Consider the following 22,504-nt stretch of genomic DNA (forward strand, 5'->3'; position numbering starts at 1 on the left):
GGGTAACCCATGAACTCAATGCTTTAGTTCGTAGTTAAAGCCTTATAAATGGATGTACAGCATTGAAAATCTGAATTTTAACAAGATATAGGCGGCTGGGTGTTCCGGTGTAGGTTGCTGTAGCCTGTCGAAGTACGGAATGTGCCGAAGCCCGGCTCTACGAAGTGTTCCAAGGCGAATGTCTCCGACTTGGCAGCCTTTTGCACGTTATTGATAGGCAACTTTGTAAAGCCCTGCTTCGGCAAGTGCTCCGTACAGGTCTTTGAGGGGCTCCAATGCTATGTTTGTCAGCATTGATGATATTTTTGTAACTTGTTTGAACCTTTTCGGTCTTGCAGCAATAAATGAAGTAAGACTTGTGAGTAACCGGGATACACCCCGGAGAGGCGTTTTTCGTTTTTTTCTTTTTATTGAAGGTTTGGACAGCGAAGTTGCAAACTCTTCGCTGAGCGGGTTCTTTGGCATTTTTTAATCATCAAGAGGGGGATATAACTATTAATAGGCAAAACTGAACACGCTTGTTATAAACAAGAGCTTAAACCATTTTATTTACAAGAAGATTAAATCGATACAGACTATAGCGAAAGTTGTGGCTTTTCATGGGTAAAGGTGAAGTACAAAAAATAAATAATCAAACAAGAAAGAAATCATATGAGGAAGTTTGGAACGACCTTTTTGATGGTCTGTAGTATTTTGGCGTCGTTTGGTTGTCAAAGAAATGCTGACTACATCGTTGAGTATTCTACTACTGGTTGCTTTGGAGATTGTCCTGTATTGGATATAAAATTGATTGAAGATGAAGTGTTTTATAACTTCATTGAACACCATAGGAAAGAGGGGGTTTTTTATTCCAAGATATCTAAGGAGCAGAGGAATGTAATTAATGACCTAATAACACGTATCTTGGAAAAAGATATAAAAGAGGAGTATTTGGGTGATGTTGTGGATGCTCCGGCGACTTATTTTAAGTTGTACCGTGGAGAGGATACACTTCTCAAAACAAATTACGATGATTATATCGCTCCAAAAATCCTGGATAGTCTGTATTCGTATTTACTTGGAATAAGTGAAAACAATTTAACATCTTTTGAAGCTGAGAGTATTCATTTTTCTACCAGAAAGGATATAGGTATAGAAACCTTTTCGCCGCCTCCACCTCCGGAAAAAAACAATGAATAGAATAGTGCAAGATATTTTAAACAAGCCCGCCTGCCAGGACGGGTTTTGTTATTTATAGGATCCCTGCGCTATAAAATTCCGCAGGCACATAATAATAAAGTCGTATATATCGAAGAAAACGCCGCAAACCCACCGCCGGACATCATTGTACAACCCGGCAAAACCCGTTTTCCGGCAAAACGCTCCCATACATTCATAAGAAACACATAAATAATTTCTTTAAAAAATAAATTATTTATAATAAAGAGTTTGCTTTTTTAAAAGTTCTTTAGTTACATTTGTAAATGTAGTGTTTACACTTATTTAGTCCGGTCTGACAACCAAAACTTGGATTTCCAGTATATATCCGGCTGATTAAAGTGTATTAGTTTGGTGTGTTTGAAATATCATGCGGCAGCCGACAAACTGCCGTATGGTATTTAAAAAAAATCAGATCTGTTCATGAAAACTCAGCTTCGATGGTTCCGGGTTCCCGGATTGATGTTTCTTCTCTGCTCAATCCTTTCGGTACGGGCTCAAAACCCCGTGATAACCCATAAATATACCGCAGATCCGGCGGCTATGGTGTATAACGATTCCGTATATCTCTATACCGGTCATGATGAAGCGGCAAAAGATTTCCATTATTACGACATGAAAGAGTGGCTTGTATTTTCTTCCGCCGATATGGTGAACTGGAAAGAGCATAAAGTCCCGCTTCGTGTGCGTGATTTTTCCTGGGCGCAGTCCGATGCCTGGGCTTCACAGGTCATAGCACGCAACGGCAAATTTTACTGGTATGCAACCCTTATGCACGGCAGTATAGACGGTAAGGCCATCGGAGTCGCCGTGGCGGACAATCCGCTTGGGCCCTTTAGAGATGCTCTCGGAAAGGCCCTGATCACTAATGATATGACCAAGGCCACCGCTATCAGCTGGGACGATCTTGACCCTACCGTATTTATAGACGATGATGGTCAGGCCTATCTGTATTGGGGCAACACGGTCTGCTATTATGCGCGGTTAAAAGATAACATGATAGAGCTTGACGGACCTATTCATACCGTTGATCTTCCCGATTTTACCGAAGCACCCTGGATACACAAACAAGGCGATTGGTATTATCTGTCTTATGCCAGTCAGTTTCCGGAAAAGATATCCTATGCCATGAGCAGATCCGTAACCGGCCCCTGGGAGTACCGGGGTATCCTGAACGAAATTGCGGGTAACAGTAATACGAACCATCAGTCCATAATCCATTATAAGGGGAAAGACTATTTTATATACCACAACGGGGGCATCCCTACCGATGGAGGCAGTTACCGGAGGTCGGTCTGTATAGACTATCTGTATTACAATGAGGATGGTACTATAAAGCGGATCGTGATGACTTCCGAAGGTGTTGACCCTGCCGATTAGGTCTTGCCGGTGTTTCGGTGTCGTGAATCAGAGCTACTATAAATTTTTACATACCTATGATAAGATCCATACTTCTAAGTACGGTGGCCTTAAGCTGCTTTTTGTCGGCCAGACCACAGTCCGGTCCTATAATTGTGTCGTCCCGTGAGGTTATCGCCGAAATGCAGCCTACCATGTACGGGATATTTTTTGAAGATATCAATTTTGCTGCCGATGGCGGTCTGTATGCGGAACTGGTCAAGAACCGGTCGTTCGAGTTTACGCTACCGATGATGGGATGGTCTCAGCCCAACAGTAATACGCATTCCCTGAACGAAAATTCCGGAATGGCCACGGCGATGCGCTCCGGCAAAGAACACCATGCGCACTATTGCCGGGTTGAAGTGAAAAATGATAGCGGTTACAGCCTGATCAACGAAGGATTCCGGGGTATGGGAGTCAAAGCAGGGGAGGCATACAACCTTTCTTTCATGGCTGCCCCTGAGGGAGAAGGGATCCGGGAGATCCGCTTCGAATTGATCGGTAAGGACGATAAGGTCCTGGCCGGGGCAACGGTAGCTGTAGGTGGCGGGGACTGGGCCAAATACAAGGCAACGCTCGTTCCGGAGCGCAGCGAGGCCAAAGCCAGGCTGAAAATAACATTTAAGGGGCAAGGGATTGTGAATATGGATATGATATCGCTCTTTCCTCAGAATACCTGGAAAAACCGCCCGAACGGATTGCGGAACGACCTGGTAACGCTACTCGATGAGATGGCTCCGGGGTTTTTACGTTTCCCCGGCGGATGTATCGTGGAAGGAAGGACCCTCGACCGCAGGTATCAATGGAAGAAGACCATAGGTCCCTTGGAAGACCGGGACGTCCTGATCAATCGCTGGAATACGGAATTCGATCACCGGCCGGCTCCCGATTATTACCAGTCCTTCGGATTGGGATTTTTTGAGTATTTCCAGCTTGCGGAAGATCTCGGGGCCGAGCCTTTGCCCATATTGAGCTGCGGAATGGCATGCCAGTTCAATACCGGGGAGCTTGTACCTATGGACGAACTCGATCCTTATATCCAGGATGCGCTGGATCTTATAGAATTTGCCAATGGCCCCGTGGATTCCCCTTGGGGAAAGATCAGAAAAGATATGGGACATCCCAAAACTTTCGATATGAAGTATATCGGCATCGGTAACGAGCAATGGGGCCCGGAATATATAGCGCGCTATAACGTATTTGAAAAAGCTATTAAAGCGAAATATCCGGATATGATCATTGTTTCCGGAAGTGGTCCTTTTGCAGAAGGGGAGCATTTCGAATACGGAATGAGAGAACTTCGTAAACTCAACGCCGGGATTATCGACGAGCATTATTACAAATCTCCGCAGTGGTTCCGTGAAAATGCAGACCGTTACGATCATTACGATCCGGAGGGCCCCAAGGTGTTTGCCGGCGAGTATGCGGCACAAAGTGTGGCCATTGCCAGTCCTGAAAACCGCAACAACTGGGAATGCGCACTTTCGGAAGCTGCTTTTATCACAGGGCTGGAACGTAATGCTGCCGTAGTACATCTCACGTCCTATGCCCCGCTGATGGCCCATACCGAGGGCTGGCAATGGACACCCGACCTGATCTGGTTTGATAACCTGCGGTCGTATGGTACGCCCAACTACTATGTACAAAAGTTGTTTGCCACCAATAAAGGGACCCATGTGGTGCCCGCACTCCGTGCCGGAAAAGCGCTTACCGGACAGGATGACCTGTATGCTACGGCTTCCTTAGACCGGAGTACCAATGAGATTATTGTGAAGATTGTAAACACTTCTGCGGCAGTGAAAGCACAGGAGGTCGTATTCGAAGGTGTTTCCCGTTTACAATCAAGGGCAACGATCACCGTATTGCAAAACGATGACCTGAAGGCCGAAAACGCTCTCGACCGGGCTACGAATATCAGTCCTGAAGACAAGGAGATCCGGACTCATAAGAATACGGTAAAACTTTCTTTACTTCCGTATTCCGTAAATGTGGTCCGGGTGAAAAGATCCTGAAGCATCCTGAGGTGATAAGGAAAGCTGCGTAATACGCAAAAGCAAAAGTCCGCCTGTTTTTTTCAGGCGGACTTTCTTGGTAAGGGTGCTTTCGGGATATGCTGTTCACAGGAGACAGGATGCCCGTCATCCCTAAAATTTCATAACAAACCCTCCGTAGGGTTGCATTACCACATGATTCTTTTCCGAGGGGAAGAGATCGCTTTTGGCGAAGCCTTCGGCTTCCGGATCGTCCGTAATCATGTATCCTACTTCACTTTTTATAAAAGAGAGGTCGATAGTAATGTCTTTTGCCGTATGCTCTCCGTTGATCCCGCAGACATACCAGTGATCTCCTTTTTGCCTCGCAAAAACCGCATATTTTCCGGGATAGCCATCAATAAACCTGGAGGTTTCCCAATCGGTGGGAAGTGCTTTGAGGTATTCCCGGACATAATCCGGTACTTCGGACATGCCCTGTGCCGTTTCTGCGATATGCTGAATACCGGAAAGAAAGAGGACGGGTAGGGCCAGTTCGAAAGCGCCGGTCGTCCTGCGATTGATATTCGGAATTCCGGTCAGGGACATGGGGGTAAAGTCCATCGGGTCAAAAACATTACGCGTAAAAGGGAGAATGGCACAATGCTCCGGGGCCAGGTCGGCAGTTTCCTGGGAAAAGGTGATAAATTCAAAGCCCTTTACCGATTCCATGGTAACCAGGTGCGGATAAGTACGCTGCCATCCTCTGGGGAGTGTGGTGCCGTGACAGTTAACGAGCAGTTGGTACCGGGCGGCATCTGTGAATATATCGTGATAATATGCTATCATGGATTGTCCGTCACCCCCGAAAAAATCGACCTTGATACCCGCAATCCCCATGTCCTGCAGTTTGCCGAATTCTTCCCGGCGTTTTTCTGCGGTCAGGAGTTTGTTCCTCGGGTGATAGGGAGTGGTGTTCCAGCTTCCGGCAGAATTATACCATAAAATGAGTTTGACATTCTTAGTCCGCGCATAATCGGCCAGTTCGGCGATCTTGTCATATCCTATGGTCGTATCCCAGTTGACATCGACGAGACAGTAAGGCCACTGCATATCCGAGGCATAGTCTATAAATTCTTTCTGGATATCATAGGTGATGGATTCGTCTTTGAGTAGTGCCCAGCTCCAGGAGGCAGTTCCGGGTCTGATATATGACGTGTCCGTATCCTCCGGTGCAGGACGGGCGAGATCGGTACCGAGCGTAGAAGCAGTGATCGTACCGAGGTCCCCCACAACAACCAGTCTCCAGGGAGAATACCACGGCAGTTCCGATGCCGGAAGTAAGCCTCCCCCGGGATAAACTTCTTCTTCCTGGGGAAAAGTTACGCCGAAAGCCGCATCATGTTCGTCATAACGCAATCTGGTAGCACAAAAATTCCGTTCCGGGGCCGTCTCCGAAACCAGTGCCCAGGTATCGCCATTACGGAAAAGCGCAGGGTAAACCCAGCCTTCGCCTATGGGTGACGGCGTATCCGGACTGACTTCCGCGAGATAGTTTTCTTCATACGACGGATTGGTCTGTTCCCAGCCTGTCTTGGCTTTGGCCATAGGCTGTAACCACGCCCGGCTTTGACCGGGGAACTTATAGGTTGTTTTTTCTTCTTTTATCGTCTTTAACCCGCCGTTCCCCGTTTTGTTTTCCGGAAAATAATAGCGGAACGCAAAACCGTCATCCGATAACTGGAACTCGATATCCATCAGTGCCCCTTTCTTGTTTTTCAGATGGGCGACATAACGATTGGCTTTATAAGCAATGTCTTTCTGTTTGCCGTACAACAACTGGTAATGATCTTCCGTAATGCCCTCATCCGTGACAGACAACAGGCTGAGGTCGTTGTAGAAGTTTCCGTCCTCCCGGATCATACCCAGGCGGGAAGTGTCCAGGACGATCGAATCCCGGTAGGTAACCAGGTAAAAGGGCGTATGGTCTGCAGATAATCCGAATGTTACCTTGAGGTTTTTATCGGGACCGGTCCATACGGAAGAACGTTCTTCCGTATCCGTACAGGCAAATACGGAAAGCATCAGCAGCGATATAAAAGCTCTGAGAAATGCTGTTTTGATTGGGTATAACATGAGTGTTGAATTTTATTTGTACAATATACATTTATTTATCAGAAAGCACAAGTAGATTCCGAAAAGGGAAAGGGTAACCCAACGGGGATACAGAGACTTTATCTTAAGGGAAAGTTATTAAGATGATTACCTATTACCTCAATACCCCAAAAATCCAATAACCCATCAGTTATAGTATTTACTGTCCCAGACCATCCCGTTAAAATTTTTACCCAGGGCAAAAGCATAGAATAGGGTAATACCGCATATCGATTTGAGCACAAAGAAATACAGCATCCAGAAATGCGAAGCATCCGGATGCGGGGTGAATAATTTCAACGGGATGACGGCCGTAACCGCCAGGCTGATCACTGCGATGAGCAGAAACAGGTTGAGCAGGCTTTTAAAAGGCAGCATGAGCCATTTCCGTAAAGGGTGCAGATCGTTTCCCCATTGATGTACCAGGTAATAAAAATCGTTTCCTACCGGGATAAAAAGTAAGGGGTCGTCTGCGTTTTCCAGTCGGAACAATCCTGCCGGGGCTATCATTTTGAATTCGTGGAACTCGGTGTTATGCTGTTTTTCCAGCTGTTTTATTTTAATCAGGGCTTCCCCCGGAAATTCCCCTTTAAAATACCTGGTGTCCAGAAACCGCAGCCGGTAGTCGGTACATATTTTCTTGATATGGGAAATGTGATAGATGCGGTCAGGGTCCAGCCCGGAGAGCTCGGTGCTTTCCTTCCTGCCCGGACTTCCCCCGCGCAGGGTGTGTACAATACGCTCTTCTTTTTGGGTATCCTCTTCAAGGATACGGGATACCTGTTGCAGCATATCGGGAACCCGGACCGATTTGTCCCGGTTTCTTTTCAGTTTGTCTTCGATATTTACCCTGGCTAAAAGCATATTTAGGGGTTTAGGAGGTTTTCAAAGGTAAAAAAAATGATAAAGAACGTCAAATGAAATGTTTAGGGATTACGCAATAAAAAAGGTGGCCCCGCGAGACCACCTTTTTTAGCTATATTGCTTTTGTTTTAGTATTACACCAGGTCGTAGCGATCGAGGTTCATGACTTTGTTCCATGCAGCTACAAAATCCTTGACGAATTTTTCACGGGCATCGGAGAAGGCATAAACTTCGGCTACCGGACGCAATTCCGAATTGGAACCGAAGATCAGATCGGCACGGGTACCTGTCCATTTCAGTGCTCCCGATTTGCGATCCCGCCCTTCGAACAATTCCATATCATCTTCGGATACCGGCTTCCATTCGGTGGCCATATCCAGGAGGTTTATAAAAAAGTCATTGGTCAGGGTTCCGGGGTTTTGGGTGAAGACACCGTGTTTGGAATGGTCGTAGTTGGTGTCCAGTACGCGAAGCCCACCGACGAGCACCGTTAATTCGGGCGCGGTAAGGGTAAGCAACTGGGCACGGTCTATCAACAAAGCTTCGGTAGAAACGCTGAACTTTGTTTTTCTGTAATTCCGGAAACCGTCTGCTGCGGGTTCGAGATATTCGAAGGCTTCCACATCGGTTTGCTCGGCAGTGGCATCGGTACGTCCCGGGCTGAAGGGTACGGTTATGGTGTAGCCTGCATCTTTGGCGGCTTTTTCCACGCCTGCACATCCGGCCAGTACGATAAGGTCGGCCAGGGAGACTTTTTTATTCCCGGATTGGGCATGGTTAAAATCCTGCCGGATTTGTTCGAGTACCCGCAGTACTTTGGAGAGCTGGGGCGGATTGTTAACTTCCCAGTCTTTTTGAGGAGCGAGGCGTACACGGGCCCCGTTGGCGCCACCGCGTTTATCGGATCCGCGAAATGTCGAAGCAGAAGCCCAAGCCGTAGATACCAGTTCGGATACGGTCAGGTCCGTACCGAGTATTTTACCTTTAAGTGTGCTGATATCCTGGTCGTTGACCAGTTCGTGATCGACCTTCGGTACGGGATCTTGCCATAACAGATCTTCTTCGGGAACTTCCGGACCGAGGTACCTCGATTTGGGCCCCATGTCACGGTGTGTAAGCTTAAACCACGCCCTGGAGAACGCTTCGGCAAACTCGTCCGGATTTTCGTAGAAACGTCTTGATATTTTTTCGTACTCCGGATCAAACTTAAGGGAGAGGTCGGTGGTGAGCATCGTCGGACGATGTTTTTTGGAAGGATCGAAAGCATCGGGAACAGTAGCTTCCGCATTTTTGGCTACCCATTGTTTGGCCCCTGCCGGGCTTAGTTCCAGTTCCCAGTCGTACTTAAAGAGGTTATCAAAAAAGTGATTGCTCCACTGTGTCGGGGTTTGTGTCCAGATTACTTCCGGTCCTCCGGTAATAGCATCCGGTCCTGTTCCCGTACCAAAGCTGTTTTTCCACCCGAATCCCTGCTGTTCGATAGGGGCAGCTTCGGGCTCGGCTCCTACATATTTACCCGGATCGGCAGCACCGTGGGTTTTTCCGAAACTGTGCCCGCCCGCGATGAGCGCTACGGTTTCTTCATCATTCATAGCCATCCGCTTAAAGGTTTCCCGGATATCTACAGCAGCAGAAACAGGGTCACCATTACCATCCGGTCCCTCCGGATTTACATAGATAAGTCCCATAACTACGGCAGCCAGCGGATCTTCCAGATCGCGGTCACCCGTATATCGTTCGTCATCGAGCCAGGTCGTTTCCGAGCCCCAGTACACATCTTCTTCCGGTTCCCAGGTATCTTCCCGTCCCCCGGCGAAACCGAAAGTCTTAAAGCCCATCGATTCCAGGGCCACATTACCGGTGAGGACCATAAGATCTGCCCATGATATTTTTTTTCCGTATTTCTGCTTGACAGGCCAGAGCAGCCTTCGGGCTTTGTCCAGGCTCACATTGTCCGGCCAGCTGTTGAGGGGGGCAAACCGTTGTTGCCCGCCACCTGCTCCGCCACGGCCGTCACCTATGCGGTAAGTTCCTGCACTGTGCCAGGCCATACGGATGAAGAGTCCGCCGTAGTGTCCGAAATCTGCCGGCCACCAATCCTGCGAATCGGTCATCAACTGGTGAAGGTCTTTCTTCACGGCTTGCAGGTCGAGGCTTTTAAAGGCCTCGGCATAATTAAAATCTTTATCCATAGGGTCCGAGAGGGAGGAGTGCTGTCGGAGGATACTTACTTTCAACTGGTTTGGCCACCAGTCTTTGTTCCGGGTACCGCCACCGGCGGCGTGTTTGGGAGCTGCTCCCGAGAATGGGCATTTATTCATGTCGTTTGCGTTGTTTTTCATTTTTTATCCTTTATAGTTGCATTATACGTAAGTTAATCTGCTTAAAATTACTAAAAAAACTGTCCTTACTCAATTTCACGGATAAAATATTACAATAACAAAATCAGTTTTAACTATGGTTTAACTTTTAAGCATTGCAAAATGCTATGGATTACCGGCAAAATAAGAGTGTCCGAAAGAACGCTTTCGGAGAAGCCGGAAAATCCGTCACCGGAAATTTTTTTTGTGACCTTTCGGAATGGGCAGAAGAATAGCGTAGGAGAGCAGAAGCAATAAAAAAAGGGAACAAAAGCAGCAGCTAAGCTACTTTTTGTTCCCTGGGTACCATATATCATAAACAGGCTTAACGCAGTTCGGCCTGTAATTGATTTTCAAAAGCGTTTCGGAATTTTTCCATGATCTTATCCACCTGTTTGTCGGTTAAGGTCTTGTTGTTATCCTGGAATGTAAAGCTTACGGCGTATGATTTTTTACCTGCCGGCAGCTTGTCACCCTCATAAACATCAAAAAGATTGACATTTTTCAGGAGGTTGTTTTCAGTTTGCCTGGCGGTCGTATAAATATCACTGAATTTCACCGAAGTATCGAGAAGAAGTGCAAAATCTCTTCGTACTTCCGGAAATTTCGGAATATCCCTGTATTTCATGTTGGCCGTCTCCAGGTGTTCCAGAATGTTATCCCAGTAGAACTCCGCATACAGAACTTCCTGTTTGATGTCGAAAGCTTTGAGGATATCGGGACGTATAACACCGATATCTACCATTTTGGTCTTATCGAGGTTGAAAGTAATTCCTTCGGTGAAGATATCATTTTTCACCGGGCTGTATTTCATTTCTCCGAAACCGAGACGTTCCAGGATGACCGATACGATCCCTTTGGCATAAAAGAAACCTGTCTTTTCCGATTGGGTATTCCAGTTTTCATCACTTTTGTTGCCGGTAAAGAAGAGGGCGAGGTGTTTGTTCTCCACACGGTCTTCGCCGAACTGGTGATATGACTTTCCGAACTCAAAAAGTTTCAGGTCGCTTCGTCTCCGGTTTACGTTGTAAGCAATCGCTTCCAGTCCGGAAAACAGCAGTGTTCTCCGCATGATGGAAAGGTCGTTACTCAGCGGATTCAGCATCGTAACATTGTTTTCTTCCCTGATCTTTTCGGAGAGTTCGTTGTATTTGGGCGAGGTCAGGGAGTTGGCCATGATCTCGAAGAATCCGCGACTGACCAGCAATTCTGCGATCCTGTTCTGGATCTTATAATCCTCGAATCGCGAGGAGTTGGATACCGAAGCATTGAGTTTTTCTCCGAACCTGACATTGTTATAGCCGTATACCCGTAGGATTTCCTCGATAACATCGGCTTCACGTTGTACGTCTACCCGGTAGGAAGGAATGGTGAGCCCCATTCCGGCTTCGGTAATATTATTGACTTTGATCTCCAGGGAGCTGAGAATGGATTTCACAACTTCTTCGGGCAGGTTTTGCCCGATGAGACGGTTTATTTTTTCATAATGCAGAAACACCTGGAAGTCTTCGAACTTCCTGGGGTAGAGGTCTACGATATCACTGGTCACTTCCCCTCCGGCCACTTCCTGGATGAGCAGGGCCGCTCTTCGCAGCGCATATTCTACGGCATTGATATCGATACCTCTTTCGAAACGGAAAGAAGCATCGGTGTTAAGTCCGTGTCTTTTTGCAGATTTTCGTATCGATACCGGGTTGAAGTAGGCACTTTCCAGGAAAATAGTGGTAGTCGTCTCCGTAACTCCGGAATGGGCACCACCGAAAACGCCGGCGATACACATCGGTTTTTCGGCATCGCAGATCATCAGATCTTCCTCACTCAGTTCTCTTTCTACATGGTCCAGGGTTACAAATTTCGTCCCGGGGTCTGCGGTTTTTACGATAATCTTATTTCCCGCTATTTTTGCAGCATCAAAAGCATGAAGAGGCTGCCCGAGTTCATGGAGCACGTAATTCGTGGCATCTACGACATTGTTCTTGGGCGTCAGTCCTATGGCCTTGAGTTTGTTCTGTAGCCATTGCGGCGAGGGCATTACTTTAATGCCCGATATGGTTACCCCGGCATAACGCGGAGTGAGCTTTTTGTCCATGACGTCTACATCGATACGCAGTGTCCTGTTATCTACACGGAAACTGCTCACCGACGGAGTGATCATTTCGAGGTGAATATCCTGTTGCATGAGTCCCGCCCGTAAATCCCTGGCCACACCGAAATGGCTCATGGCATCCGCACGGTTGGGAGTAAGTCCTATTTCAAATACGATGTCGTCCTCCACCTTAAAGAGCTCACTGCATGGTGTTCCGGGGACAAGGTTTTCGTCGAGAACCATGATACCGTCATGGCTCTTGCCGAGACCGAGTTCGTCTTCCGCACAGATCATTCCGTGAGATTCTTCCCCGCGTATTTTTCCTTTCTTGATTTTCCAGGGAGCACCCTTTTCATCATAGAGTGTAGTACCTATGGTGGCTACCGGAACTTTTTGCCCTTCTGCTACATTAGGGGCACCGCATACAATCTGTATAGGTTCGCCGTTTCCCAGGTTTACCCTGGTGATTTTGAGCCGGTCTGCATTAGGATGCTGCTCACAGGACAAAACATGCCCTACGACCACACCCCGGAGTCCGCCTTTTACCGATTGAAAAGGGGTGATGCCTTCTATTTCCAGACCGAGATTTGTCAGTAATTCCGCGGTTTTCTCCGCTTCCCAGTCCAGTTTGATAAACTGCCTAAGCCAGTTATAGGATATTTTCATCTATTTTGAAATTTGTAGCTTACAGGTTAACCGGCGACCGAGGAGATTTCATCGATTTTCTTCGCTACCGGAAGCGCAAAGATAATAGTTATGAAATTCCTGTAAAAGTGATCGAAGCGGAATAATACAACCATATTCTTGCCGGTATATTTCGTGTAATCCGGCCGGGACGGTTACATCGTATCGAGTTGCTTCCTCCAGGTTACCCTGTGTTTGTGCGGATGACTTCCTTCATAGTGCTTCCACAGGAGTTGTACAGCAATGTTTTCTTCCAGTTCCGGGTTCGATTCCACATATTTTAATCCCCTTTTCTGGAAGATCTTCGTGGTTTCGTTGAAAATAATAGCCGTGAGTCCCTTGTTCTGATATTTGGGTTCGACACCAATGAGATACAGTGTAGCGGATTTGCTCTTTTTCATCGCCCTCAGGATATGGATGAAACCGAAGGGAAAAAGCTTGCCATTGGCTTTTTGCAACGCTTTGGAGAACGAAGGCATGGTGATGGAAAAAGCCACCATTTTACCCTCCTTGTCCACTATAAATTTCACAAAATCGGGATGTATGAACTTCAGGTATTTTTTTTTGTATTGCTCTACCTCGCTTTGCTGTATGGGAACAAACGACTGCAGGTCTTTAAAAGACCGGTTCATGAGGTCGAACATGCCATCGGCATACTCCACCAGTTCTTTGGAAGACTTGAATTGAAGCAATTTGAGGTCGTATCGTTTAAGGACAATGTCGGCCAGCTTTTCGACTTTATCCGGTACGATATCCGGAATGCGGATGAGGTACTCAACCCAGGCAGCCCCTTTTTCATAGCCCAGTTGCCGGAAATGTTCGGGATAGTAAGGATAGTTGTATATGGTAGACATATTACTGAGCTTCTCGTACCCTTCCGTAAGCATTCCTGCCTTGTCCATATTGGAAAACCCCACAGGGCCTTCGAGATATTCCAGCCCGTGCTGCTTACCGATTTCCGCTACCCTGGCGAGCAGGGCTTTGGTAACTTCGATATCATCGATAACGTCAAACCAGCCGAAACGGACTTTTTTCTTCTGCTGTTGTTCCACTTCGATATGATTGATGATCACGGCGATCCTTCCCACTATTTTATGATCCCGGTAGGCCAGGAACAACCATACGTCGGCACTTTCGAGGGACGGATTCTGAGTTTTGTCGAAGGTAGCCATCTCTTCCCTGATAATAGGCGGAACCCAATAGGGGGAACCTTTGTAAAGTTTGAAAGGAAATTTTACGAAATCCTTTAATTCTCCGGTTTTTTTTACTTCTTTTATGGTAATCATAGATCTACATCAAAAGGGTTTTTCTTGCGGTTACCCTTCTTCTTTTTATTTTTTTTCTTCTTTCTGTTTTGTTTTTCAAACTTCATTTTTCGGCCGGCCTTATGGTCAATCAGTTCGGGGGTCTCTTCTTCCAGACTGTCCTTGTCTTCTTCCTGTAGCGGAACAGGGACATATTCATCTTCATGATAATCCAACCGGTACGAAACCCCCAATCCTGCAAAGAGGCGGGAAGGTGTGTTTTTGATATTAAGTCCTGCCGACGCATCGACCTGCAGATGGGAATTGATCAGTCTCGCCGCACCAAAGCGGAATATACCATCCCCGTAGCTGTCGCTTTTGAAGCCCTGGTGTTCCAGGAATACGGAATACCTCGGGTCGGGAAGGGAGTGGGTCAGTGTCAGAATATAGCTGAACAGCGGATCGTCTCCGCCAAGGCGGTCAAAAATAATGTTGGTAGTGAGTACCCAGCTTCCTGCAAAATGACTTTGGGTGATGAGCATGGCCTTAAGCGATAAAGGAGCCTCATCGGGGTAAAACGGATTGTCCCCGAAGAAGAGGTTGGTGCCGATATAGGCAGATACCGCGGGGATCAGATCCGACAGGTGAAACCGGGTATGATCGTATCGCCAGCTGTACAGATTGGGTTCTTTGATCTTGGGTTCGTATATCAGGTATTTGGCCCCGATGGTGTTCTGATAGAAATTGTTTTGTCTGACCGTGTAAGGGGTCGAAGAAGTGTTATACGTCAGGTTATCCCACATGTAAATACCCTGCCAGGTGAGTTCCAGGCGTTCTTCGAGTATACCTACCCTGAGGGCAAAGTCGGTACCGTACTGCTCATTTTCGGTTCGGAGTCCGTCGTGTTTCCGTCTTTCGTAAAAGAAGCCCATTTCACCCTGGTAGACATTTTTCCCGGGGGCATAAGCACTCACCGAACGTCCCGGACGATTGGAGTTGATAATGTCGGTGTACTGGGCATACAGGGGAGCTGAGGCGGCCAGTAGTACGATAAGCAGTGTAAGATAAAGATGTTTCATAGTCGCGAATCAGGTGTTTAAAGACGGATGTTTGGTGCTATAATACCGGAAAACCGTTTTGAACGATCTCTTTGCGGTGATTTGATCCCGTACCGGAATTCAAAATTATAACGTATGACCTGCTCCGATATTTGCCCAAATATATAGATTTTATTATTTTTTTATGAAATTGCGGCCTGTTTTAAGACAAGAGAATCGTATTTTTGACGTTTAGAATAAATATTATTTTTGAATGCAGTTACTCAGAACCATAGCGTTTATCGTTATTTTTTACTACCTCTTCCGGTTTCTTGCCCGGATATTCGGTCCGGTACTGTTTCGTTATGCGTCTAAAAAAGCGCAGGAAAAACACGGTCGGTCACAACATAGCCGTAACCAGGGCGGTAACAGGGAAATGCGTAAGGAAGGAGAAGTGGTGATAGAAGATACCCCGGTTAACAACCGTAAAGAAAGAACTCCGGCATCGGGTAAAAAAGTAGGAGAATATATCGATTTTGAGGAAATTGACTAACTGAAACCAAACTGTCTTTCATGCAGCTAAAAAAGATCTTGCCTCACCTTATTGTTATACTGGTATTTATTGTCATTTCTATAGGATATTTTGTTCCCGCTATCCAGGGAAAGAAGATATTTCAGAGCGATATCGTTCAGTTTAACGGTATGGCCAAGGAGCAACGCGACTTCATTCAAAAAAACGGGGAAGAACCTTACTGGACAAACAGTGCGTTCGGCGGGATGCCCACATACCAGCTGGGCGCCAATTATCCTCATGATTATATAAAGAAACTCGATCGGGTCATCCGGTTTCTACCCCGCCCGGCAGATTATCTTTTTCTTTATTTTGTGGGGTTTTACCTGTTGTTGCTGGTCATGAGGGTCGATTATAAGCTGGCATTTCTCGGGGCGCTGGCTTTTGGTTTTTCCACATATCTCATCATTATCATCGGAGTAGGGCATAATGCCAAAGCCCATGCCATAGGATATTTCCCGGTAGTGCTGTCCGGAATACTGCTGGCATTCCGGCAGAAATATATCGCCGGTTTCCTGCTTACGGCTTTCGGGATGGCCCTGGAAATCAGTGCTAACCATATCCAGATGACGTATTATCTGCTACTGCTCGTACTGGCTTTGGGAGCGGTGTACCTCGTCGAAGCGTTCCGGAACAAACAGGTGCCGCAATTTCTGAAAACCTGTGGTATACTTGCGGTAGCCGTTCTGCTCGGGGTGCTTACCAACGCGACCAATCTCCTTGCAACACAGGAGTATGCACAATGGAGTACACGCGGAAAAAGCGAACTGACCATAAACCCTGACGGCTCGCCCAAGAAAGATGCTGACGGGCTCGATAAGGAATATATCACGCAATACAGTTACGGCATTACGGAAACCCTCGATCTGTTCGTACCCCGTTTGTTCGGCGGGTCAAACCACGAAAACCTCGGCGAAGATTCCGAAACGTATAACTTTCTCCTTCAGCAGGGGGTTCCGAGGGTTCAGGCTCTTGATTTTGCCGAAAACCTTCCGACTTACTGGGGAAAGCAACCCGGGGTTGCAGGTCCTGCATATATAGGTGCTGTGGTCATGTTTCTTTTTGTCCTGGCCCTCTTTCTCGTAAAAGGCAAGACCAGGCAATGGCTTGTGGCCGGTATCCTGGTATCGCTCCTGCTTTCGTGGGGAAAGAACTTCAGCCTGCTGACCAATTTTATGATTGACTATTTCCCGATGTACAACAAGTTCCGCGCCGTATCGTCGATTCAGGTGATCCTCGAACTTTGTGTGCCGGTTCTCGCTATTGCGGGACTGGCCCGTTTTCTGGATCGTTCGGTAACCGTGGAAGAAAAAACAAAAGCGCTGAAATGGACCGCGATCATTACCTTCGGCCTGGTGGCCCTGTTGTTCGTAGGTCGTGGTTTCTTTGATTTTACAGGGGGTAGTGATGCGGCTTACCGCCAGTATTACGGTAATGAGATCGTAGATAAAATAAAGGCCGACCGTAAATCGATATACACTTCCGACTTATGGCGTACCTTACTCTTTATTGCGCTTTCCGCAGCCTTGTTGTGGGGGTACCTCAAAGGGAAATCGAAATATATGATGGTCATAGGAGGATTTACGGCGCTCATACTTTTTGACCTCGGAGGTGTAGCCCGTCGCTATGTGGACAAGGACGATTTTGTCCAGGCCAAAGTGATGGATGTACCTTTTCAGGCTACTTCCGTAGACCGGGAAATCCTCAAAGACACCTCTTACTATCGCGTTTATGAGCCTTCGGTAGGACTCAACGGAGCCCGAACCTCTTATTTTCACCATTCCGTAGGCGGATACCATGCGGCAAAACCGGGAAGGCTGATGGAGTTGTTCGAGTACCAGGTGGCCAACAATAATATGGCCGTCCTCCACATGCTCAATGTAAAGTATGTCATACAACAAAATGAGGAAGGTAAACTCTACCCGGCACAAAACCCCGAGGCCGCCGGAAACGCCTGGTTCGTCAGGCGGTTAATTCCTGTAACCGGTGCCGATGCCGAAATGCAGGCGCTGGATACGCTGAATGTGAAGGAAGAAGCCGTTATTGATAAAAATGCTTTTGAAGATGTTGTCGGAAACGAACCTTTGTCATTCACAGTCGGTCCGGAAGCTTCCGTACACCTTACCCGTTACGCACTCAACGAACTGGAATACAGTTCTGATAATCCGGAAGAGGGGCTGATCGTCTTTTCCGAGATGTATTATCCCCACGGTTGGAAGGTTACCATAGACGATAGGGAGGCTTCTGTTTTTCGTGTCAATTATGCTTTAAGAGCGCTGAAGGTACCCGCAGGGAAACATCGTATAACATTCCGTTTTGAGCCGGATGTGGTAAAGAAAGGGAGTACCATTGCCCTTATGGGGAATATCATCCTGGGACTGTTGCTTCTCGGTGGTATTTTTTACAGCGTAAAGAAAAAGCAGCCCGAAGTATAAAGTAGCCGGTTGGTAGCTGCTGATGCCGGGCTGGGGCGGTATATAAAACCAAAAAATCCGGAAACCCTGAAGAAAAGAGTACTTATCATATCATATTACTGGCCTCCGGCAGGAGGGCCGGGCGTACAACGCTGGCTCAAGTTTGTAAAATACCTGGGCGATTACGGGGTGGAGCCTGTGGTCTATGTCCCGGAAAACCCGCATTACCCGGTGACCGATGAGAGTTTTGAAAAGGAAGTGCCTTCGGGGATTACCGTGATCAAACGCCCGGTATGGGAACCCTATGCCATGGCTTCGGTATTTTCGGGAAAAAAGACCAGGGAAATAAGTTCCGGTATGATCACGGTGAAAAAGCAATCGCCGGCAGAACGTATTTTGCTGTGGATACGGGGAAATCTCTTTATTCCCGATGCCCGGAAATTCTGGGTAAAACCTTCCGTGCGATATCTGACAGGCTATCTGAATAAGGAGGGGATAGATACGATCATTACCACCGGTCCTCCGCACAGCGTACACCTGATCGGGATGAAGCTGAAGAGAAAAAACGGTGTCCGCTGGATTGCCGACTTCAGGGACCCGTGGACAAGTATCAGCTACCATGAAAAACTGAAGCTCTCTTCTTTTGCACGAAAAAAGCACGAACAACTGGAGCACCACGTATTAAACGGGGCAGACCGCTTGCTGGTGACCAGTTTTACGACCGCCGAAGAATTCCGTAAGAAAACAACCGTACCCGTATCGGTTATCACCAACGGTTATGACCTGACCTTTACCGAAAATATTCCTCCGGACCCTACATTTACCATAGCCCATATCGGGTCCCTGCTTACGGAAAGGAACCCGGTAATCCTTTGGGAATCCCTGGCCGAACTGGTATCGGAACACCGGGATTTTGCCGATAATCTCGTGCTGAAATTTGCAGGTACGGTGAGTCCCGAAATACACCGTACCCTGAAAAATTACGGCCTGGATCGTTTTCTCGAATTACCGGGCTACGTTTCGCACGAGGAGGCGTTACGGCTGCAACGATCGGCCCGTTTATTACTGCTATTGGAAATCGACAGCGAAGAGACCAGGGGGATCATCCCTGGAAAACTCTTTGAGTATCTCGTAGCCAGAAGGCCCATACTGGCCATTGGTCCGGAAGGATGGGATGTGGCGAAGATCATAGCCGAGACGGGGGCCGGAATTGCATTGACCTATACGGCGAAAGACGCTGTGAAAGCGCGGATCTTTAAAAGCTATGAGAAGTTTTTGTGGAATAAATCAACAGTCCCGGCTTCGGGAATACAGAAATACAGCCGGAAAAACCTGACCGCTAAGCTCGCTGCGCTTCTTCACGATGTGGATGACAGGCAAGAAAACGGGCATGAACCCGGGTAATTTTGCTACTTTTACGGAACTTTGCCCGGGTTTCCGAAAAAGTGCATACCGTGAAAGAATCCGGAAATTCCGTTAAAGTATCACAGACAACAGTTATGGGAGTAGTATTCCGGCAGACGTTAAAAAATACGGTCAGTACCTACCTGGGTTTCGGCCTCGGGGCGATAAACACCCTTTTTCTGTATACCAATTTTCTCACGGAAACATACTATGGCGTAGTAGGGTATCTGCTGTCTACGGCCAATATTCTGATGCCTCTTTTTGCATTCGGAGTACATAATACCCTGGTGAAGTTTTTTTCTTCCTATAAAGACAAAACAGAGCAACAGAAGTTTGTTTTTATGATGTTTCTGCTTCCGCTGTCGGTGATTATACCTGCAGGGCTGCTCGGGGTTATCGGTTATCACTATATCGCAGCTTTTCTCGCCCGTAAAAATCCGGTTGTAGAAGAATATACCTGGGCCATTTACGGAGTGGCATTTGCCATGGCTTATTTCGAGGTGTTTTTTGCCTGGGGAAAAGTACATATGCAGTCGATCTTCGGTAATTTTATGAAGGAAGTGTTTCCGAGGGCTGTAGTGATGATCCTCCTTTTTGCCGTGTATTTCGGTGGGATTGAGACAGGAGAATTTGTGTTCTGGCTAACGGGGATGTACCTGTTGCGTACCGTACTTATGGGCTTGCATACCTGGAAATTCAATCCGCTGCGTTTTACGTTTTCCTTTCCTTCCAACGCGGTAAACGTCTGGAAATATTCCGTGCTTATCGTCCTGGCAGGTTCTATTGCCGTGGTATTACTCGATATCGATACCTTTATGATCGGGCAGTACAAGATCATAGAGAATGTGGCTTTTTATAACGTAGCAGTTTTTATAGCCATGGTCATTGTAGTACCGGCAAGGGCCATGCATCAGATCACATATCCTATAACGGCAAAACTGATGAACGAACACAAGCGTGAAGAACTCCGCGATCTGTATCGCAGAAGTTCCCTGAGCCTGTATGTTATAGGCGGATTATTGTTTTTATGGATAACCCTGAATATCAGTGAGCTGTACCGGGTGATCCCCGGAAATTACAGCGAAGGGATCATTGTGGTGTTTTTTATAGCAGTGGCCAAACTCACCGAAAACCTGATGGGGAATAACAATGCTATCCTGTTTAATTCCGACTACTACCGCATTATCCTGCTTTTCGGGGTATTTCTGGCAGTTCTTACGGTGGTTCTCAATATGATTTTTATACCCTTATGGGGAATTAACGGAGCGGCATTGGCTACCCTTATCGCCATTTCGGTATATAACGGTACCAAAATAGGGTTTGTATATGCCAAGATGAAACTTCATCCGTTTTCAAGTGGGACGCTGAAAACTACCCTGGTCCTGATCGTGATGCTGCTGTTATTCGGTTTCTGGGATTTTGGGTTTTACCCGTTGGTCAATATCGTACTGAAATCCGTACTGATAGGGGCAGTCTATCTTTTCCTGGTCTACAAACTGGAGCTGTCCGACGATATTGTAGGGAACATACGAAAGATAATGAAGAAAAAAGCCCGCAGGTAAATTGATCCTGCAGGCCTGTACTTCAATGTAAAAACTAACGGTATCACAGGTTATCCTCTTCCCCTTCCGGAAGAAACTTTGCGCGGGGTGTTGCCATGACTGCGAACCTGTCTTGAGACTCCCGATCTTACCTGTCTTTGTTGTGGTGCAGCTTTACGTACTTGTCTTGTACCTGTATTCCGGGTTTGCGCTTTGCGAGGAGCTGCGGTCCTGCGCTGCGGGCTTCTGGCACTTTGATCTGCCCGTTGCGGAGCACTTCTGCGGGTCTCTGTCCTGTTGGGGGTTCTGCTACGGTTTTGTATGGTTTCCCTGTTGCGGGAATTGTTTTGTCTTACGGACGAATTCCTTCTTGCAGGCGCTTCGTTTCTGTTTGCATTATGTTGCGGTCCTGTATTTTCATTACGCCTTGCAGCCGAATTTCTTCTGTCCGTACTCCTGGCGGAATTTCGACCGGACATTGAAGCTCTTGCGGCATTATCGTTACGTTTATAAGATCTCCTGTCGGTGGAGTTCCTGTCATCGCGCTGCGCTATTTGCCTGCGGTATGAATTGTAATCGTTTCGTTTTACCCTTCGGTCATTGTTGTATACAGACCTTCTTCTGTTGTTTTCTTTATAGTGGTAAGTCTTGCCTATGGTTGCATAAGCCCTTCGGTGGTTATTTCTGTACGGCCTGTAATAACTGTATCTCACCGGGTTGTAATATCTTCTGTACGGCCTGTTGTAAACGATACAGTATCTGGGTAAAGGTCTGGCGAAATAACGGTGGTAAGGCCTGTAAACATAACTGCGGTTATACACATTGATATATCCTGTAAAATGACTGAAACTTCCGTAAGGATCATAAAAAACATGTAATCCTCCGACCCGGACTACCCGGTTGGCGTCGTAATATACATGCACAGCTCCAATCCTGGATACTCTACCGTAATAATCGTAAAATACGGGAGTGTTCAGTACCTGGATCACGGCACCGTAATCGTCGTATTGCAGGTAAGGGTCGTAATTGTACCCGGAATTAAAACTGATATTGACATTGCCGAGGTTGACATTGGCACTTACCTGGGGATTGTCATTGATATAAAAGTCAAATTCTCCGTTTGGAAATACGGAAAAAGTAATTCCGTCTTCCACGAAAATAAAAGAATCGTTATAGGGATCGCGCGATGCCGCTGCATTATCGGCCTTGAGTGCCGTTACAGGAGCAAAACCGAATAGTGTTGCTGTTAAGAGTATCAAAAACCTTTTCATAATATCCTGTTTTAGATTACGCACGGTTCCCGGTTAAAATCCCCGTTCCCGTGCTGAACTATTTCCCGGTTTTGCCGTGGCGCTCCTACAAAATAAGCGGTGCAACGGTTCACCGTACCCTAACAGTATCAAGGAACGTGCCAAAAAAGGATAATAGCAGGGTCGGAAGACGAATTGTAAAAGAAATCAGGTGTAGTATACAGACATACAGTTTTTAGGATGATGTGATGTGCAGGTATTTTTTAAGTAGCCGGAACAGGAGTGTACAAGCTGTTTTATAATTTCCCCCGAATACGGGTATTTTTA

At 47.0% G+C, this 22,504-nt stretch carries 15 protein-coding genes; 7 read left to right on the forward strand and 8 right to left on the reverse strand.

Annotated features, from left to right (window positions below; all coding sequences use genetic code 11):
- Positions 1–207 precede the first annotated feature (207 nt).
- A complete protein-coding gene (locus tag BT112_RS19920) occupies positions 208–465 on the reverse strand; it encodes a hypothetical protein (RefSeq protein WP_072319227.1) in 258 nt (85 codons plus the stop codon).
- A 186-nt stretch (positions 466–651) separates the two neighbouring features.
- Between BT112_RS19920 and BT112_RS19925 the strand changes: the two genes are divergently transcribed.
- The 3 genes from BT112_RS19925 (at position 652) to BT112_RS19935 (ending at position 4,610) form a co-directional block, all read left to right on the forward strand.
- Positions 652–1,179, forward strand: a complete 528-nt coding sequence (locus BT112_RS19925; protein WP_072319228.1) for a DUF6438 domain-containing protein — start codon at positions 652–654, stop codon at positions 1,177–1,179.
- Positions 1,180–1,659: 480 nt separating this feature from the next.
- On the forward strand, positions 1,660–2,577 hold the full coding sequence (locus BT112_RS19930) for a glycoside hydrolase family 43 protein (RefSeq protein WP_072319254.1): 918 nt from the start codon (positions 1,660–1,662) through the stop codon (positions 2,575–2,577).
- Between the two features lie 56 nt (positions 2,578–2,633).
- Positions 2,634–4,610 (forward strand): alpha-L-arabinofuranosidase C-terminal domain-containing protein, encoded by a 1,977-nt coding sequence (locus BT112_RS19935; protein WP_072319229.1) that lies wholly within the window; start codon positions 2,634–2,636, stop codon positions 4,608–4,610.
- Between the two features lie 132 nt (positions 4,611–4,742).
- Here BT112_RS19935 and BT112_RS19940 read toward each other — a convergent pair whose 3' ends face one another.
- The 6 genes from BT112_RS19940 to BT112_RS19965 all read right to left on the reverse strand — a co-directional run bounded on the left by BT112_RS19940 (position 4,743) and on the right by BT112_RS19965 (position 15,039).
- Complete coding sequence (locus tag BT112_RS19940; RefSeq protein ID WP_139276320.1) at positions 4,743–6,704, reverse strand: glycoside hydrolase family 97 protein; 1,962 nt, start codon at positions 6,702–6,704, stop codon at positions 4,743–4,745.
- Positions 6,705–6,869: 165 nt separating this feature from the next.
- On the reverse strand, positions 6,870–7,586 hold the full coding sequence (locus BT112_RS19945; RefSeq protein WP_072319230.1) for a hypothetical protein: 717 nt from the start codon (positions 7,584–7,586) through the stop codon (positions 6,870–6,872).
- Positions 7,587–7,720: 134 nt separating this feature from the next.
- Complete coding sequence (gene katG, locus BT112_RS19950; protein ID WP_072319231.1) at positions 7,721–9,928, reverse strand: catalase/peroxidase HPI; 2,208 nt, start codon at positions 9,926–9,928, stop codon at positions 7,721–7,723.
- Between the two features lie 343 nt (positions 9,929–10,271).
- Entirely contained in the window at positions 10,272–12,698 is a 2,427-nt protein-coding gene (gene pheT / locus BT112_RS19955) for a phenylalanine--tRNA ligase subunit beta (protein ID WP_072319232.1), read from the reverse strand.
- Between the two features lie 173 nt (positions 12,699–12,871).
- Complete coding sequence (locus BT112_RS19960) at positions 12,872–14,002, reverse strand: GNAT family N-acetyltransferase (RefSeq protein ID WP_072319233.1); 1,131 nt, start codon at positions 14,000–14,002, stop codon at positions 12,872–12,874.
- The gene (locus BT112_RS19965) at positions 13,999–15,039 is read right to left on the reverse strand and encodes a transporter (protein WP_072319234.1); all 1,041 of its coding nucleotides are present in this window, start codon (positions 15,037–15,039) and stop codon (positions 13,999–14,001) included. Before BT112_RS19965 ends, BT112_RS19960 begins: the two co-directional genes overlap by 4 nt.
- Before the next feature lie 232 nt (positions 15,040–15,271).
- Between BT112_RS19965 and BT112_RS19970 the strand changes: the two genes are divergently transcribed.
- Genes BT112_RS19970 through BT112_RS19985 form a run of 4 tightly spaced genes read left to right on the forward strand, consistent with a single transcriptional unit; the run spans position 15,272 to position 20,948 of the window.
- Positions 15,272–15,550, forward strand: coding sequence for a DUF4834 family protein (locus BT112_RS19970; protein WP_072319235.1), 279 nt, complete (start codon positions 15,272–15,274; stop codon positions 15,548–15,550).
- Positions 15,551–15,570: 20 nt separating this feature from the next.
- Positions 15,571–18,003, forward strand: a complete 2,433-nt coding sequence (locus tag BT112_RS19975; RefSeq protein ID WP_072319236.1) for a YfhO family protein — start codon at positions 15,571–15,573, stop codon at positions 18,001–18,003.
- 9 nt (positions 18,004–18,012) lie between these two features.
- Positions 18,013–19,386 (forward strand): glycosyltransferase family 4 protein, encoded by a 1,374-nt coding sequence (locus BT112_RS19980; RefSeq protein ID WP_245777079.1) that lies wholly within the window; start codon positions 18,013–18,015, stop codon positions 19,384–19,386.
- A 50-nt stretch (positions 19,387–19,436) separates the two neighbouring features.
- Positions 19,437–20,948, forward strand: coding sequence for an oligosaccharide flippase family protein (locus BT112_RS19985; RefSeq protein ID WP_317039618.1), 1,512 nt, complete (start codon positions 19,437–19,439; stop codon positions 20,946–20,948).
- 50 nt (positions 20,949–20,998) lie between these two features.
- On the opposite strand, the gene BT112_RS19990 is transcribed toward BT112_RS19985, so the two are convergent.
- Positions 20,999–22,198, reverse strand: a complete 1,200-nt coding sequence (locus BT112_RS19990; protein ID WP_072319237.1) for a hypothetical protein — start codon at positions 22,196–22,198, stop codon at positions 20,999–21,001.
- Positions 22,199–22,504 lie beyond the last annotated feature (306 nt).

The sequence above is a fragment of the Sinomicrobium oceani genome (assembly GCF_900119185.1).
Classification (GTDB): Bacteria; Bacteroidota; Bacteroidia; order Flavobacteriales; family Flavobacteriaceae; genus Sinomicrobium; species Sinomicrobium oceani.